This is a genomic window from Streptomyces sp. G45 (genome assembly GCF_049542095.1).
Classification (GTDB): Bacteria; Actinomycetota; Actinomycetes; order Streptomycetales; family Streptomycetaceae; genus Streptomyces.
Genome location: NZ_JBMUZU010000001.1, coordinates 6296580 through 6313696 on the forward strand (window position 1 = coordinate 6296580; position 17117 = coordinate 6313696).

9 protein-coding genes are annotated in these 17117 nt (G+C 69.8%); 2 read left to right on the forward strand and 7 right to left on the reverse strand.

From position 1 onward, the window contains the following. Nucleotides 1-11 precede the first annotated feature (11 nt). The 3 genes from ACOBQU_RS26550 to ACOBQU_RS26560 form a co-directional block, all read right to left on the reverse strand. Nucleotides 12-932: a hypothetical protein gene (locus ACOBQU_RS26550; RefSeq protein WP_423630203.1), complete on the reverse strand. Its 921-nt coding sequence runs from the start codon at nt 930-932 to the stop codon at nt 12-14. 706 nt (nt 933-1638) lie between these two features. After that, a complete protein-coding gene (locus ACOBQU_RS26555; RefSeq protein WP_423630205.1) occupies nt 1639-2064 on the reverse strand; it encodes a hypothetical protein in 426 nt (141 codons plus the stop codon). Nucleotides 2065-2643: 579 nt separating this feature from the next. Further along, on the reverse strand, nt 2644-2940 hold the full coding sequence (locus tag ACOBQU_RS26560) for a hypothetical protein (protein WP_423630207.1): 297 nt from the start codon (nt 2938-2940) through the stop codon (nt 2644-2646). Between the two features lie 246 nt (nt 2941-3186). Here ACOBQU_RS26560 and ACOBQU_RS26565 point away from each other — a divergent pair, with 246 nt between their 5' ends. Further along, nucleotides 3187-6726 (forward strand): helix-turn-helix domain-containing protein, encoded by a 3540-nt coding sequence (locus ACOBQU_RS26565; protein WP_423634729.1) that lies wholly within the window; start codon nt 3187-3189, stop codon nt 6724-6726. Nucleotides 6727-6949: 223 nt separating this feature from the next. On the opposite strand, the gene ACOBQU_RS26570 is transcribed toward ACOBQU_RS26565, so the two are convergent. From ACOBQU_RS26570 to ACOBQU_RS26585, 4 genes are read right to left on the reverse strand one after another with little or no spacing between them, the layout of a single operon-like run. Continuing rightward, the gene (locus ACOBQU_RS26570) at nt 6950-8158 is read right to left on the reverse strand and encodes a hypothetical protein (RefSeq protein ID WP_423630209.1); all 1209 of its coding nucleotides are present in this window, start codon (nt 8156-8158) and stop codon (nt 6950-6952) included. Further along, the gene (locus ACOBQU_RS26575) at nt 8158-9246 is read right to left on the reverse strand and encodes an AAA family ATPase (protein WP_423630211.1); all 1089 of its coding nucleotides are present in this window, start codon (nt 9244-9246) and stop codon (nt 8158-8160) included. Before ACOBQU_RS26575 ends, ACOBQU_RS26570 begins: the two co-directional genes overlap by 1 nt. After that, the gene (locus ACOBQU_RS26580) at nt 9243-11255 is read right to left on the reverse strand and encodes an integrase (RefSeq protein ID WP_423630212.1); all 2013 of its coding nucleotides are present in this window, start codon (nt 11253-11255) and stop codon (nt 9243-9245) included. Before ACOBQU_RS26580 ends, ACOBQU_RS26575 begins: the two co-directional genes overlap by 4 nt. A gap of 20 nt (nt 11256-11275) precedes the next feature. After that, the gene (locus ACOBQU_RS26585; RefSeq protein WP_423630214.1) at nt 11276-12037 is read right to left on the reverse strand and encodes a TnsA-like heteromeric transposase endonuclease subunit; all 762 of its coding nucleotides are present in this window, start codon (nt 12035-12037) and stop codon (nt 11276-11278) included. Between the two features lie 228 nt (nt 12038-12265). Between ACOBQU_RS26585 and mobF the strand changes: the two genes are divergently transcribed. Continuing rightward, nucleotides 12266-16705, forward strand: a complete 4440-nt coding sequence (mobF, locus tag ACOBQU_RS26590) for a MobF family relaxase (protein WP_423630216.1) — start codon at nt 12266-12268, stop codon at nt 16703-16705. Nucleotides 16706-17117: the final 412 nt, after the last annotated feature.

The following is a 17117-nucleotide window of genomic DNA, read 5'->3' on the forward strand; positions in this document are numbered from 1 at the left end:
TGCCCGCAGAGTCAAGCCAACGTGTCTATGCGACCTACGCAAGCCATCCGGAGAACACGGAGCCGTGCGACGACGGTTCGGTGGGCTGCGAAATCTGTACCCGACGCGCGCATAGCGCGGTGCACTTGTGCCTGCAACTCCCGGAGCGTTGCCCGCGGCAGCACGAACACCCCCGAGACGTTGAAACCGGTATCGATCTTGTTCGCCAGGACGCGGCGCAACTCCCGCCAGGCCTGCTCTACAGCGAGTCGCTGCTCCGGGCGTTGAGCGTCCGGTAGCGTGCGCAGCTTCTCCAGGGCCAGGATCAGCTCGTCTGCTTGCCGATCGAGACTGGTGCACAGCCGCCGCACCCGGGCGAACACCTTGAGAGAGGCGGCGACTCCGGCCAACCCGATGGTGACCATCACGCCGAACACGACGGCCTTGTATTCGTTCTTCTCCCGAACGTACTGGAGTAGGCAGTACAGGCCGATGATGCCGATCCAGATGACGCCGACACGGACCGGTGCGGCGCGACGGAGGCGGCCCGCGAGTCGCTCGTAGGCGAAGCTCGACGGCTCGAAGCCGGACCCGTAGAGGGAGTGGGAGATCCAGACGAGTATCAGGAACATGGCCGCGACCCCGCGATCTTGAGGGGCCAACGACATGCTGCACAGCGCGAACAGCGAGACCAACCCCAGGTACCAAGCGAGGGGGGCGGCTGTGATGCGCCGCTGCTGCTTCCTCGGAAATCCTTCAATCCAGGGGCGGAACAGCCAGCTGCTGGCGATGGCGGCGATGCTGAGCAGTCCTAGACCAATAAAGCTTCCTACCGGTGAGCCGACTAGGACCATCACGAGCTGAAAGATCAACGCGGGGAAGGCGAGCGCAGAAGCCGCAGCAGCCTGCCAGTCCGCTGAATGGCTCCGAAGCCAGATTTTCAGCTGACCCATGCCGCGCCGTGGACCTCGCGATCCACTCCGGTGGTGGGTTTGAGCCATCGTGCCTCCAGACGTTCTCTGCCGACGCTTCCTTGTCCGTACGGCGACGCCCGAGAAGGTGAGCGCGGCAGCAGCGCCGAACGCCTCCGTCACAGACTTGAGGTAACAGCGTCTCTCTCCGTGATCCCCGAGACGCCTGAAGCGGCAGGCCAGTTCCAGCGCAGCTGTCCGTTGATTCCCGATGCTGCATGTGCGCGCCGCGACGAGCTGGGTGATGAAGGGATCCGGTGGGCGGCGTCGATCTGGGCCGTGTAACTTGATCTTGCATTTTCTGTCAGCATGCGCGTGACGTCCCGGGAAGAAGCTGGTGGCCGCCCGGGTACCATTACCAGGCCATATAAGCCCCGGTACGGCGGCGATGACGCGGGCCGTACGGGCCGTACCGGGCCAGCGCGGTGACCAAATCTCCGCAGCTCACAGCGGGAACGTGAACTTCTTCGGCACGATCAACGTGGAAGTCGACACTGAGCTCGACCCAGCCGGCTACCGGCCGCTGCAGCCCCGTCGCCGACCGGACGTGAGTCGCCCATCCTCGGGCTTGACGACGGCCGGATAGTGCCTGGGCGAGCGTCTCGGCTCGTAGCTTCTCTTGGTTTCGGCGGCCGGGTCGGTCGGTGTCAGAGTGGATCTTCCCCCGCCGACCCGGTGTCCGAACGTGTCACTGCGGAGTGGAAATGGTCCCCCCGGTGTGGACGTCATTGTCATGTGAGGCCACGGAAAGGCTCACCTTAACCGTGTTGCCACCGTTGTTCTTCCAAACCGCAGCCTCGTCCCGCTCACGAAGGTGGCGGAGGGCAAGGTCAGTCACGCCCTTGTGCACCAGAAACCCGATGGTCTCGTTCTGCGACGTTCGGTTGTAGACCACGAGTTTCCGGCCGGCGGGCACAAGGACATCTCGGCAATGGCGGTACCGCCCTTCGGGCGCGAAACAAGCGAACTTCACCGATTGCGGGGCGGCGACTGCCGCGGTTGTCCGAGAGGCAGGAGCGGCTTCCGGCACGGTTGAGGCGTGGCTGGGCTGGAGGGCCAGGGTGGTGAGTGCGGCCGTGGTGAGAAGGCCGGCCGCAATGGCGCGTGCTCGCATGGGCTTCTTCCTGTTCCAGAGGTGGATCGGCGGGCGGTGTCGCCCGACACGACAGATGTTTCGGCGCTGTGCTCCAGCAGCGGAAGCGGTTGCTGGTTTCTTACTCGTCCGGATACCTGTAAACCTGCCTTGACCTGGCCTTTCCCTCCTGCGGTGGCCCATTGCTCTCGGTGCGTCACCGTCGGCCTGGGGCGTCGTTGAAGCTGAGCGGTGTTGGCAGGGCGGCGGATCGGAGAACTCGCGTGACGGAGTCTGAGGGGGACGGCGTCACCTTCGGTACTGAGCTGAGCCGTCTGCGCAATGCCAAAGGAGGGAGGGCGAAAGGGCGTGGGTTGGAGTGACGGTCGTCAGAGTTGCGGCTGCGGCCGCAAGCGCCGGATGGGCGGCTGGCGCGCCGCTGACGGCCGCAGCGAACGGTGCGGTAGATGTCGTAGCGCCCGCCTGGACGGCGGCGGTGGTCACGGCGGTGATGGCCAGGACCAGGGCGGTGATCGTGCGGTCGGCGGGCGGCCTCGGGGAGACGGCCGCCCGCCGTTACGGGCATGCCCGGGGTTTACCGGCACGGGCACGCCGAGCGGCTCAGTACCACACGTAGAGGTCCCAGAAGGCGCCTGCGTCGACGCACTTGAACTTGGACCACCGACCCAGATCGACACCCTCGGAGCCAGCTGTCACGCAGCCCCGGTACGTCCAGTAGTCGTCGATGTAGTGCCACGAGGCCGCGGGCGCGGCAGGGGACGCGACGGAGACGACTGCCGCGGTTGCCCGAGAGGCAGGAGCGGCTTCCGGCACGGTTGAGGCGTGGCTGGGCTGGAGGGCCAGGGTGGTGAGTGCGGCCGTGGTGAGAAGGTCGGCCGCAATGGCGCGTGCTCGCATGGGTCTCTTCCTGTTCCAGAGGTGGATCGGCGGGCGGTGTCGCCCGACACGACAGATGCTTCGGCTGGGTGTCCCATGGGCGGAATGGGTTGCCCGTTTCCGGCTCGTCGGGATACCGGTGAACCCTGGTTGACCTGGAGATTCTTCTGCTCGGTGGTCGGCCTGTCCTGCTGCGTCACCACGCGCTCGGGAGGTCGTTGAACGCTTCAGGGCGTTGGTGGCGCGGTGCAGCGGGAAGGGGACGTGATGGAGCCCGATGGTGACGACGTCACGTTCGGTATCGAGCTGCGGCGGCTGCGTCTGGCTCAAGGGCTATCACTGGAGAGGCTGGCCAGGAAGCTGGGCACGAGCAAGGGGTATCTGAGCCGCCTGGAGCGCGGTCTGCAGCGGCCGGGAGAGGGCTTCGCCCGGGCCTGTGACCAGGCGCTCGACGCCGGTGGTGCCCTCCTCGCACTGGCGGTAGGGCCTGGCACGGGCAGGTGCCCGTATCCGGGGCTGACGTCATTCCGTACGGAGGACGCACGCTGGTTCTTCGGCCGGGAGCGGGCAGTCGCCGATCTGCTGGGACTACTGGCGGACCCGAGCACAGCCGGGCACCCCGTGGTGGTGATTGGACCGTCCGGGATCGGCAAGTCGTCACTGCTCAGGGCGGGACTGGCAGCGGCGGTCGGCCGTGGTGCCCTCCCTGCGCGGCAGCCCGGCGGCCCGGACGTACTGCACCTGACGCCCACGGCCCAGCCGATGGACGGGCTGCGCGAGCACGACGGCCGACGCCCCCTGGAGTCGTACGCCCTGCTGATCGTGGACCAGTTCGAGGAACTGTTCACGCTCTGCGCCAATGAGGCGGAACGCGAGGCTTTCGTGCGCGCAGTGTGCCAGCACGCGAGTAGCGGGTTGCCGGTCGCCATCGGCATACGGGCCGACTTCTACGGGCACTGCCTGGCGCACCCACCGCTCCTCGCCGCGCTCCGCGAGCGTTCACTGCCGCTCGGTCCGATGTCGACCACGGAACTCCGGCAGGCGATCACCGAGCCGTCCGCCGCCGAAGGACTCACGCTGGAGCCGGGTCTGGTCGAGGTGCTGCTGCGGGACCTAGGCGCCGCCCCCGGCACCGAGCTGTGTACCGCTGGGGCGCTGCCGCTGCTCTCCCACACGCTGCGCGCCACCTGGCAGCACCGGGAGGACGGTGTGCTCACCGTCGCTGGGTACCAGCGCACCGGTGGCGTCCACGGCGCCGTCGCCGCCACCGCCGAGCGCGTCTACGACCGGCTCACCTCCAGGGAACAGGATGCGGCCCGGGCTGTGATGCTGAGCATGGTGCGGGTCGGTGCGGGCGAGGACGACGTCCGGCAGCCGGCCGACCAGGACACACTGGCCGAGGCGGGCACCGCGGCGGAAGGGGTGGTGGAGGCGTTCACCCGGGCTCGGCTGCTGACCGCTGACGCCACCTGCGTCGAGATCAGCCACGAGGCGCTGCTGCGGGCCTGGCCCCGCCTGCGCGCATGGATCGACGCGGACCGCGCCCGACTCAGGCTCCATCAGCAGCTCGCGGAATCCGCCCGCCTCTGGCAGGAGGAAGGCAAGGACTCCTCCCTCCTTCTGCGCGGAGCCCGCCTCGCCGCAGTGTCGGACTGGCTGGAGGAGCAGGGCAGGTCAGGGCGTGCTCTCCGCCCTGCTGAGCGTGAGTTCTGTCAAGCCAGCCGAGATCACGAGGAGGCCGAGCGTGAGGTGGAGCGCGGGCGCAATCGCAGGCTGCGACGGCTCGTCGGCGCTCTCGCGGCACTGCTGGTGATCGCCGTGGTGAGCAGCCTGATCGCGGTGGGCCTGGCCCGTGAAGCCGAGCGGCAGACCGCCCGGGCCCACGGGCAGCAGAGGCTGGCCCTGGCCGGGCTGCTGTCCGCCGAATCAGGTCGACTCGCCCGTACCCGACCAGATGTGTCCGCGCTGCTCGCCGCGACAGCGTTCAGGCAACGAGCCACTCCGCAGTCGGAGGGCGCCCTGCTCAGCACCCAGGCCCAGGGCTTCATGGGTCGGCTGTCAGGCCACGCCGGCATGCTGTGGTCGACCAGTCTCAGCGACGACGGCCGCATCCTGGCCACCAGCGATGGCACAGGCCGTGCAGCGGTGTGGGACGTCCAGCGGCGGAGGCGGATCCGCACGCTGAGTGGGCAGCCTCTGCAGGCCATCGCCGTGAGCCCGGACGGCCGCCGGGTGGCCGGCGCCAGCCGGGACGGCGGCCTGTGGCTGTGGGACACCAGGTCTGGCAAGCAGCTCGCGAGGGCCACCCTGCGTCACGGCACGGCATTGGGGGCACTGGAATTCAGCAGGGACGGCATGGTCATCGCCGCGGCCGGCACCGGGGTCGAACTCCGGCTTGTCGACGGACTCAGGGCAACGCGGTCCCCGTCCTGGGCGGGTCCCATGGACGGGCTAGCTCTCCATCCCGACGGGGCCTGGGTAGCGGGGGCAGGGCATGACGGAGCAGTGCGGCTGTGGCGGCGCCAAGCCAGCCCCTCCTCCGATAGAGCAGACGCAGGCACGAACGCGTTGCCGGGCGGCCTGAAGACTGCGGCGACGATCCTGCACGACGTGGCCTTCAGCCCCGACGGTGAGCTGCTGGCCGCCGTAGGCGACGACGGCGTCGTCTACCTGTGGCGCACCTCCGACTGGCAGCGGATCGGAGCCCTGAAACACCACGACGGCCGGATCTGGCGGGTCGCCTTTCGCGGCGACGCACGGGTGCTCGCCACTGCGGGGGAAGACCAGCGAGTCGTCCTGTGGGATGTTCCCGCCAGACGTCCCCTCGCCGTACTCGACGGCCACAGCGCATCGGTTCACACGGTGGCGTTCTCCCGCAACGGCGCGCTGATGGCCAGCGGCGCCAGCGACCAGACCGTGGCCCTGTGGGACACAGGCGCCTGGCGCGGCGACGGCTGCACCGGCGCGCTGCCCCGCGCCGCGGCGTACGGGCCCGGCGGCCTGGTCATCGGCGCCGACGACACGCAAGGCGGCATCATCCGGTACCGGAGCTCCGGTCGGTGCCGCACACTGCGTATGAAGGCAGGCCCGGTGCACGGTCTCGCCCGCGGGGGCGAGGGCGGACACCTCCTGGCAGCCGGAGGACAGGACGGACGCTTCCGGGTCTGGGACCTGAAGCGGAAGACCGCGAAACCCTACGATCTGGATCTGGTCAACGGTGGCGGGGCACAGCACGGAGTTGCTGTCAGCGCGGACGGCGCCCTCGTGGCAGTCGGCGGGTACTCCAACCAAATCCGAGTGTGGACCATGACCGACAGCGGCCCTGAACGACGTCCCGGCTGGTGGGCCACCGGCACCGTGCAAGCCCTCGCCTTCAGCCCCGACAACCAGACGCTCGCCGTCGGCGCGGACCGTGTCGTCGAGCTCCGCAGTCTCACGCCCGGCAAGCAGATGCAGATCCTCGCAGCCTTCTCTTCACCAGTCACCGCACTCGCCTACGACACGCGCGGAGAAACAATCGCCATCGGCACCCGCGACGGCACGGTGACGCTGTGGGACCTCGAAGACGGCAAGCGAACCCTTACTCTCACAAGCAATCAAGGCCCCATCCTCGCCCTGCGCTTCTCACCGGACGACAACCAGGTAACCGTCGTCGGGGAACTCGGTTCGACCCGCACGTGGAAACTGTCCCAGCCATGGGCGCTGGAACACGCCTGTCGTACCGCCGCAGCACCGGCACCGCACGAGTGGGAGCGCCTCCTCCCAGACGTGGCTCGCCCCGACGTCGTACGGAAATCCCCATGCTGATCAGGGAAACGATACGGAAACCGGCAGCTCAGAGAGCTGGCCAGCACGCTCCCCATCCTGTTCCCCTGCTGCTCTTGGTCCAGTGGGGCGTCGAAAGCCTCAGCGCCCGCACAACGTCAGCATGCCGTCACCAGTACGGCCGTACGCGGTCGTGAGGCGCGGTGTCGGTCACTCGATGTCGAGCGCGCCGGGAAGTCCGCGCCTCAATCCGCAGCACTCTATGTCACTGGACAACCCACTCCTGGTCCGTGCAGTTCGATCTGGCATTTTCCGTCCGCTGGCGCCTCAAGCGCGCCGCCCCGGCCTGGAGTTCTTTGCGTCGTCGCGCGACCTCTTCCTTCATGAGGTCATCGGTCCGGCTACTGTGCCAGACGGTGCCTTCCCACTTCACGTATTGCGGTGTCCGCTCGCGCAGGAGGACGGGCTTGAGGTGGTTGTGGAACAGGAGCGTGCGGCCCTGGTTTCGTTGGATGCGGCTGTACCACTTCACGCTGTTGTTGTGGCGTGCGACTCGGCTGGCGTGGAGGGGTGACATCTTGCCGCGGACCCGGCCGGGGGTGTAGGTCGTCAGCGGCTTCGAGGGCGGGCGCCAGGAGTCGGCGATGGCCCAGTGTGCGACGGCGTCCCCGCGGCCAGGGTCGTTGCAGGGGTAGGTGACGCGCTTGCTGACTTCGGTGAAGAACCGGGCCTGCTCGGTGGTGGTGCCGGAGGCCATCTGCCGCCAGTAGGGGGAGGCGATCAGCGGTGCCAGGGCGATGGCTTCGGGATAGATGGCGGCGAACAGCTTGGAGGTGCTGTAGGAGCTGTAGGACTTGGCGGCGTGGTCGTAGGGGATGAGCGTGTACGTCCTGCTGTCCCAGGTGTTCCAGGTGTGGAAGTCCTCGCCGGGCAGGCGGCCGTCGGCCCAGATGTGCGCGCAGATCATGAAGGCGGACAGCACCGCGTCGTAAGTGGCTTGCCAGCCGTAGCGCCGCAGGACGAGGTGGTGGCGGCGCTGGGCGTCGATGACGTCGGGAAGGTGGCTGAGGTCGACGGCGGGGTGGTCAATGTCGGGCGGGCCGATCCAGGTGCCGTGCCGCAGGCAGACGTAGGCGTGGTGCGGCAGAAGCCTGACCACCCGGCCGCCCGGGTGGCGGGCGTCGCAGAGTTGACAGCCGACCTGCGTGGCGTGGCGGAACATCGCCCAGTCGGGCGGCGGGTCGCGCAGTTCCGGCAGGGCCCCGGCCAGAGCGTAGACGCTGCGGCCAGTGAGCGCGGCAAGCTGTTCGGGGATGGGAACGCGTCGGGCGGCGCCGTCCCGCTCCGGACGGGTGACCTGCATCCAGAGGATCTGCGGATCCATGCCGTGCAGAGTGGCCAGGCGGCTGATGTAGGAGACGGCGATCTCGTGCCGGGCCGGAGGCACCGCATCAGGAAGCCGGGGCAGGAGCATCAGGCCACGCTCCTGCGGCGGCCCTTGACATTGGCCGGAGTGATCATCTGCTGGGTCTGCTCGGCGGCGAAGTCGAGGGGAACCAGCTCCAGCAGCTCCCTCGTGATGCGCTCGCTGCCGTCCTCGATGGCCAGCACGGCGGCGCCGCGGATGAGCTGGGAGAGGCTGCCGATCATGCCGCCGGTGCGCTGGAAGAGGTAGCCGCTCATCGCACTCAGCGTGCCCGGGGCGTGCTCGTGAAGACGGAGCAAGGACTCCAGGGTGCCGATCAGAGCCCGCCACGTCTCCTGGTCGGCGGCGGTGGCGTGAGAGAACGGGGCAGCGGGAATGACGACGAACCGTCCGGCGATCTGACGGCCGCGGGTGCCCGCGAACAGGCCCTGGGTCTCGATGTCGATGCCCGCGTAGGCGAACGTGGCGGGCAGGCGTTCGGCGAAGTACTTCAGCTGGTCGGAGGCTTCCGCGCCGGAGCGGGTGGCCAGGTTGAGGTTGTGCAGCTCGTCCACCAGGACGAGATCGACGTGGGTGTGGGCGGCGGTCGCGCAGACCGCGTCCACGATGTCGGGGAGGGTGGACCCCCGTTTGGGGAAGGGCAGGCCGTAGAAACGGGCGAACTCCATCGCGAGCATCTTCGGGGTTGCCGCCGGCGGGACGGTGACGTAGATGACCGGCAGGCGGACCCCGTCGCGCGGATGGCGCTTGCGTGTGGCCAGCTCGTGCGCGCGGCCCAGCTGGGTCAGCGCGGTGGTCTTGCCGGTGCCGGAGGCACCGGAGAGGATCATGCCCCGGCGGGCGGAGACCTGGTGGCGGTTGAGCTGGATCAGCAGCCGGGCGGTGGCGATGACCTTGCGGATGGTCGGGGTGTTCACCATCGGCAGGTCCGCGTGATACTCCCGGCGCCACTCGTCCTCACGGGCCCGTTCCCGACCGGTCAGCGCGGCCCGCTCGGCGGCCGTCCGATGCTGCGGCGGGACGGTCTCGTGCTCGACGTAACGGCGCCAGCCCTCCTTGGTGGTCAGCGGGGAATCCGGCGGGGCTCCTTCGGCCGGCTCCGTCTCCGTCGTCGGGACCGTCAAGGACGTGCTCATAGCCACCTTTCGGCTTCGGCGTGGGCGTCGAAGACCCCGAAGGGCACCACCTCGGCGGACGGGGAGGCCGCCGCGGATTCCTGTTCGGGGCCGGGGGTGCTTTCGATTTCGGGCGGTGCGGCCGGGGCCGGCAGAGCGGCGGCTGCGCGGGTGCGGCCCACCACGCGGGCCGTGGCCGTATCCGGTCCGTGCTCGGCGCGGGTCAGCAGCGCATCCAGGACGCGGGCGACGGCGGCCTCGTTGGTGTCGTCCAGGCCGGCCTCGGCGGCCAGGCGGCGGGCATGGGCCCAGGTGAAGTCCGCAAACGGGGCACTGACCAACGGAAGGTGCACCCACGGCGCGGTGATCCATCCGCCGTCGGTGCGGACGAAGACCTGCGAGAGGTCGTAAGGGTCGTAGTGCACCTCCCACAGCCCGCGCTTGCCCGCGTGGCCGGAGTGCTGACGCCGACAGGGTCCCAGCTCGGCGGTGTCGTAGGTGCGGTGCGCGATCCGGATGCCGTAGTCGTTGATCGCCCGCCAGGCCACCGGCAGCAGCTCCAGATAGTCCTCCCCGCGCAGGACCAGCGGCAAGTAGCCGCAGGCCGCGACCAGCGAGGCGTACTTGTCGTTCGGCGACATCGCCTTCCCTGGCCGAAACGGGTCCCGCAGCGCGTCATGCGGCCGCATCTGCCACCCGGCCAGCAGCCATTCGTCCAGCAGGCTCTGCAGTTCGGGGATCGTCCAGACCGCGGCCTGTTCCAACCGCTCACCGCGGCGCGAGACGTCCCGGCCGGTGTAGCCGGCCAGGTGCTGGCAGAACAGCGTGTTGATCGCCGAGAACGTCGCCTCCACGATCGCCTTGTCCGTCGGCGTGCGCGGGCGGGCGCGCTGGACGGAGATGCCCAACCGTGCGCAGGTGCGGATGAAGGCGTCGGAGATGAACACCTTGCCGCCGTCGATCACGACCGCGTCCGGCACGATCACCGGCTTCGCGGCGGCCTGTTCCATCCGCGCATCCGCATCCAGCAGCTGCCGGTGCGGCATCCGCGAGGCCGCCATCCGCAGGCTCACTGGCCAGCTCGGCCGCATCGGCTCCGGCACCAGCATCCGCGCCAGCAGCAGCGAGGCGTCCACCGCCTTGGTGCTCACCGGCCGCAGCACCGCCGCGCAGATCGTGCGGGTGGCGACATCGACCGCGATCGTCAGATCCGCACGGGCAACCACCCCGGAGTCGAGGACCACCATCACATCCAGCGGGGTGGAGTCGATCTGTACCTGTTCTCCGGGCCGGTCCGCGAACGTCGGCGTGAACGCCCCCGCCGGCCGGTTCGCCGTCTGCCGCCGGGTGACCGCTGAACCGAAGGAGTGCCGGCCGGTGGAAAGCGCGTCGATGAGCTTGTAGAAGGTGTTCCGGCTCGGCAGCGGCACCACCCCCTCGCCGTAGGTGTCCTCCACCAGCTTCACCACCCGCCGCATCAGCCGCGAACGCGTGCCGGTCGAGGCGTGCGTCTCGTCGTCCAGCACCTGCCTCACCGCGGCCACCAGCCGGGCATCGGCCCGGCCTGTCGCCTCCGTCACCCGCACCAGACGCTGATCGACCAGCCCCCACAACCCCTGCTGGGCGTAACGCGACCGCTTGGACATCACCGTGCGCAGACTCACCGCCAGCTCGTCCGCCTTCGCCCTCGCCCGCTCCCCCAACGGCCGCGCAGGGTCGTACTCGGGCCGGACCGGCGTGCCCGGCTCCGCGCCGGGCGGCAGTCCGGTGTCCACCTCCACCACGTGCCGTTCCCACTCCACCGCCGCCGCCCGCGCCGCCTCCGGCAGCGTCTCCAACAGCCCGGACGGCTCCAGCGCGGGCAGCGGCTCCGTGCCCACCACCGCAAAGTCCGGCGCCGCCATCAAGTAGGCGGCCAGCACCACCGACTCGTCCCCGCCGGACGAGCGCAGCCGCACCGCCGTTCCCGCCAGGGCCACCACCTGGTGGTGGCCGTCGTCGAAGGTGACCCAGTCCCCGACCCGCAGCACCGCCCCCTCACCGCCGGCCCTCACCGTGGATCCCCCGGCGACACCAGCGCATCGGCGTGCAGCGGCACCGAGACGTCCACCGTCAGCTCGTGCGACCACAGCAGATGGAACAGCACCGGCAGCACCGTCACCGGCTCACCCACCACCAAGGCGCCGTCCATCAGTGCCGCCGGCTCGGCGAACGCCGCCAGCAGATGGGAGGCCACCGGCTCCATCCGGTGGCGCGGGTGGCGATAGCCCGCCAGCCACCGCACGTTCCGCACCCTCACCGCATCCGGCGCCCCCAGCAGCCGGAACTCCCACCCCACCTGATCGCAGGCCGCCCGGGTCGCCTCGAACTTCACCCAGTCCCTCGCCCGACGACGCTCGGCCGGGCGACAGTCGACGACGATCGCCGAGCCATCGCCCCGGCGAGCGAAGTAGTCCGGCGCGTGCGAGACCGGCTTGCCCGCCTGGGAGGACCAGAACAGCCAGAACGGCTGCGAGGAGATGCCCGCCACCGCCGGATCGAAGTCCAGCAGCATCACGTGGTCCCGCTCCAGCCACGACTCGTACCCGATGTGCCCGCCCGCCGTCGCCGACCACCACAGGCCCGGCAAGTTCCGCTGGCCGCGGTACGAGGCGAAGGCACGTACGGGCGCGACGTCCTCGAACCGCACCGCCCATACGTCCGCCAGCGAGCGCCGCACCTCCGACCCGTCCGAGGCGACGTACACCACCTCGAAGCCGACCGCCGGCGGCCCGGCGGAACCGCCCTGAAGGACCCCTAACGCATGTGCCATGTACGGCTAACCCCGCCCCTCGATGCAAGGTCACGCTGACCTATGCAAGATCGCATGCAGCTTAGAGCTGACATCTGCAAGGTCAAGCCGTACCGGACAGCAGCCGTCGGAGCGGCCCCTCACTCAGCAGAGTCGATCTTGACTAACAAGGACCAAGGTATCGTCACTTCGTGACGATACGATGATCATGAACGAGGTGGCCTGACCGGAGGAGGGTGGGGCGGTCCGGTGGCGTGGGTGACGATGATCGGCCCGTCCGACGAGCAGGTCGAGTACCGGCTGACCGGCGGGCACGGGTGCGGGAAGGCCGTCACCGTCGATGCCGCGCCCCTCGTGGCCGCGGTCGAGGCCGCCGCTGCCGAGGCCGGAACCAGCGTCGCCGCCCTCCTGGGCGCCGTGGAGGCCAAGAAGATCTACTTCCGCGCCCGCACGCACCTTCGGAACGGCAAGGACACCGTCCTCACCGGCTTCGACGCCGTCGAATTGGCCACCGCGGCGGGGCTCAACCCCCGTGATCTGTACGGCGATGAGGCCCTCCCCGCCTCCCGGGCGGATGGCCAGGTGGACTACCACCTGGATGCGAGCGAGCGCCCGCTGGTGTGGATCGGGCAGGGGCTCCGGGAGTTCGGGATCGTGCCCGGCAGCGTGCTGGCCCCCGAGCACTTCCAGGGCGCTCGTCGCCTGATGCGGGGCGAGGACCCGCGCACCGGTCAGGCCCTCGTGGAGCCGAAGTTGGCGATCGCCCCGGCGGCTAAGCTCCCCGCCGCGCCCCTGGTCCGGGCGATCCGCAGGACCGCCGCCGAGCGAGGTGTGCGGCCGGAGTCGCTGCTGGACTCGGGGCGTAAGCGGGCGGCCTTCGCCACCATGGAGCGGCAGCTCACCCGGTTCGGCGAAGCGTACAAGGTCCCGGTGTCCACCCTGCTCAAGCTGGCAGGCGCCGTGGGCGTCGACGCGGTCGAGCTGTACGGCGAACAGGCCGTGGAGCAGGCGCTCACCGCCGAGGCCGGTGGGCGGCTCGACGCCCGTGCCCTTCTGCGCGCGGTCGAGGAGAAGGCCCGCGCGAGCGGGCAACAGCCGGTGGACCTCTTCCGCTCGCCGTCCATGAAGCGCCGCTACGCCCAGGTCGAGGCCGAAGGCGAACGGCGGCTGCGGGATCTGCCGATGGACGTCCGTGAGGCCGTCGCCATGGCCAAGGCCGCGGGGCTCGATGTCAGCGAGGTCTGGGACACCGAAGAGATCAAGGCCGCGATGCGGGAGGGGCGCGTTGAGGTCGGCAACCGGGGCGCGGATGTCACGCTGGATCTCCCCAAGACCTACTCCGTGTTCGGCGCCTACGCCCCGCGGGAGATCGCCGACGAGGTGGAGGCGATCTGTACCGGCGCCGGACGCGAGTCCATCGAGGCGCTGGAGCGCTGGACCGCGTACGCGATGCGCGGCCACCACGGCGACGGCGAGGAAGCCGAGAAGATCGACACGAGCGGCTTCTCCGGCTGGATGATGATCCACCGCGCCGCTCGGCCCGTGGGCGGGGCGCCATACGGTGACCCGCACTTCCACCTGCACTTCACGCTGGCCAACATGGTCAAGGGCAGCGACGGCAAGTGGTCCACCGTCGCCGCGGGCGGCCGAGACCTGCACCGTCACGCCCGCGCGACGCAGTCGCTGATGAACGCCCGGGTCCGCCACGAACTCAGCGACCGCTACGGCATTCGCTTCCGTCGCGAGGAGCGGACCGGCGCGTGGGAGATCGCCGCCATCCCCGAAGCCACGATCAGGCTGTTCAGCAAGCGCGACGGCCAGGTCCGCGAGTTGCTGCGCAGGCTTGGGCTGGACTACGACGAGGCCACCGTGCGCCAGCGCACGGCCGTGTCCGCGGCGTCCAAGGCCGCCAAGAACGGCGAGGCCACCGGTGTCGCGGACGATGTGCTGCGCGCGTACTGGCAGGCCGAAGGACGCGCCGCCGGTGACGACCCCGACGCGCTCACCTCCCGCGCGATCGGCGAGGTCACCGAGCAGCCGAACCCCGGTCTGGACGAGCTGTGCCGCATCATCTTCGACCCCAAGAGCGGGCTCACCAGCCACTCCAAGGAGTTCACGCACGCCGCCGCCATCGCGGCCGTACTCGATGCCCTTCCCCGCGGCGTCGCCAGCGCTGCCGAGGCCGAGCAGCTCACCACCGCCGTACTCCGGCACGCGGGATACGCCGTGGAGCTGAACCCCAAGGGGCCCCAGCACTTCACCCACGCGGCCCGGTACACGACCGCGGACATCGTCGCCGCCGAGACGGTGATCGTCTCCGAGACGACCCGGCGGTTGGGCGAGCAGGCCGCCGTCGTCAGCGCCGACACCGTCGCGATGACGGTGTCCACGGCCGAGGCCCAGCAGGGCTTCGCGTTCTCCGCCGAGCAGCGCGCGGTCCTGGAGCGCCTGCTCACGGCCGGGCATGGCGTCGACGCGGTGATCGGGGTCGCGGGCGCGGGCAAGACCACGATCATGGATGCCGCCCGACAGGCATGGGAGGCCCAAGGGCTCGTGGTCGCCGGGGCGAGCACCGCCGCCGTCGCCGCCGCCAACCTCAAGGCCGAGGCGGGCATCACCTCCCGCACGCTCGCCTCCTGGCTCACCAGCATCCAGACCGGTGGCCGTGGGCTCCACGGCGTGGACGTCCTGGTCGTCGACGAAGCCGCCATGTGCGATGACCGCGACGTCGCCCGGTTGCTGGAACACGCTGCGACCACCGGCACCAAGGTCGTCGGCATCGGCGATCCCAAGCAACTGCACAGCCCCGGCGTCGGCGGCCACTTCGCCGCCGTCCACCACCTGGTCGGCGGGCTCACCCTCACCGAGAACTTCCGGCAGACCGACGCCATCGAGCGCCGCGCCCTCCAACTGTGGCGCGATGACCGGCGCGTCGAATCGCTCCGCACCCTGGTCGGCACCGGCCGGGTGCACGCCCTCGCGGACAAGGACGAGACGCTCGCGGCGATGCTCACGGTGTGGGCCGACAAACGGGCCGCGTACACCGACGACCACACCGCCGTGCAGCAGCTCCTCATGCTCGCCGCCACCAACGAGGTCGTCGAGGAACTGAACCTCGGCGCCCGCGCACTGCGCAAGGCCAACGGCGAACTGACCGGCCCCGAGCACACCTACGCCCTCGCCGGAGGGCGCGAACTGACCCTCGCCATCGGCGACCAGGTCCTGCTCCGCACCAACGACTACCGCGCCAAGCGAACCCACGACGAACAGCATGACGTGCTCAACGGCTACCGTGGCCTCGTCCGTGATGTGGACGCGGACCGCCGCGTTCTGGTGGAGTGGCGCGAGAAGACGGCCGATGGCCACCGCGACCACGCCGAGTGGGTCGACGCCGACTACATCGCGCAGGGCGGACTGAGCCTCGGCTACGCGATCACCGGCCACAAGAGCCAGGGCCTCACCGCCAACGAGGCCCTCGTCTACGGCCCCGGTGCTCAGGCCAACGCGCTCTACACCATGCTCAGCCGCGACAAGAAGGAGAGCCACCTCTTCCTTCCGCTGGCCCTCTACGAGACCGACGCCGACCGCGCCCGCGCAGGCACCCCCCAGACCGAGCAGGAGCAGCTCGACCGGGCAGTAGCCGGACTCATCCGCGAGATCGAGACCGGCACCGAGGAACGCATGATCCTCACCGAACTCCCCGAAGCCGCCGTCCCCCACCACATCCGGGACCTGGTCGGCGGCCTCCCCGTCCCGCGGGCACCCGGAGACGGACAGCGGGACCGCGACGACGCCCCCGAGGCCGCCCCAGAGCCCCCCAATCAGCAGCGCCGTGCCCCCAGCCGCGCGGCCGACCCGTCCCCTGACACCGCCACCCGGGACGACGCTCGCCCCTACCGGCACCTCAGCACCCAGGCTCTGCGCGACGCGATCCGCAAGGCTGCCCTCGCGGCACGTTCCGCGGGCGCCGCCGCGGACGAGGCCGAAGCCAAGGCCGACCACGCCGAGCAGCAGGCGGCAGCAGGTACCGGCCCCAACGTCCTCGAACTCCGCCGCCGCATCCACGACCTGACCATCCGCGCCGAGGCCATCCACGAGCACCGAGCGCTCACGAACACGGTGGCCCGGAACGTCCGCGCACAAGGGCTCATCACCGACCAGCAACACCAACTCGAAGCGCAGCTCGCTGCCGTCGGCCGATTCGGACGCCCTGTACTGCGAGGCGACGCCCGCGCCCGAGCCGAGGCCGAGCGTGTCCGGCTTCAGCAGCAGTCCGTCGAGACGGGCAGGGTGTTGGACGCCGCGAGGGAGCACCTACGTGAACTCGAAGCCCTCGCGGGCCCCGCCGATGAGCACGAAGAAGTGGTAGCCCAGCAAGTCGATTTGGTGGGCGAGAAGGCGCGGCTCATAGGCATCGCGCAAAGCCAGGACGGCCGCCGAGCGCAAGCCCTGCGCACCGACGCGATCAAAGCCCGCGCCACCGCACGCGCTGCCGATCACCGCGAACGAGCTCTGCGCGCCGAACTCGATCAGCGCTCGTCCAGTGAGGATCACCAGGAATCGACGAGACCGACGCGTCCAGCGGCATCTCGGTGTACGTGGGACTACGGTGATCACGGGCGCATCGGTGATGCCGAGCATACATACGAGTCGTCGAACGCGACGTGGCCTCTTGATCCGTCGTTCTGACGTGCCGCTAGCGCAGTTCCAATTCACGTAGGGCGTATGTCACCGAGGGACCGCGGTGCGTGCGCGGCGGTAGGTGTCAATGCAGCGGGGGCACGTGGGCGACGCTGGCTGTTGCCACGGTGTGTTGAGGACTGACCGGGTTCAGACCACAGGGCCACAGGCCGAGGTTCGCTCGCTTCCTGATGAGGCTGGAGGAAACTAAGTTGGGTGTCATGACTGGGGACTCCGACGACGGTAAACCGAATGCCTCCGCACCATTACCACCACCGCCTTCAACGCCACCCTTACCACCATCGCCGCCACCGTCTACTCCGTCTCACCCTCAGCAGCCGAGGTGGGCATGGTGGGTTGTCGGGATCCTGATCCCCGTCGTCGGCATCCTCGTGACGTTGATCGTCAGTAACCAGGGGTT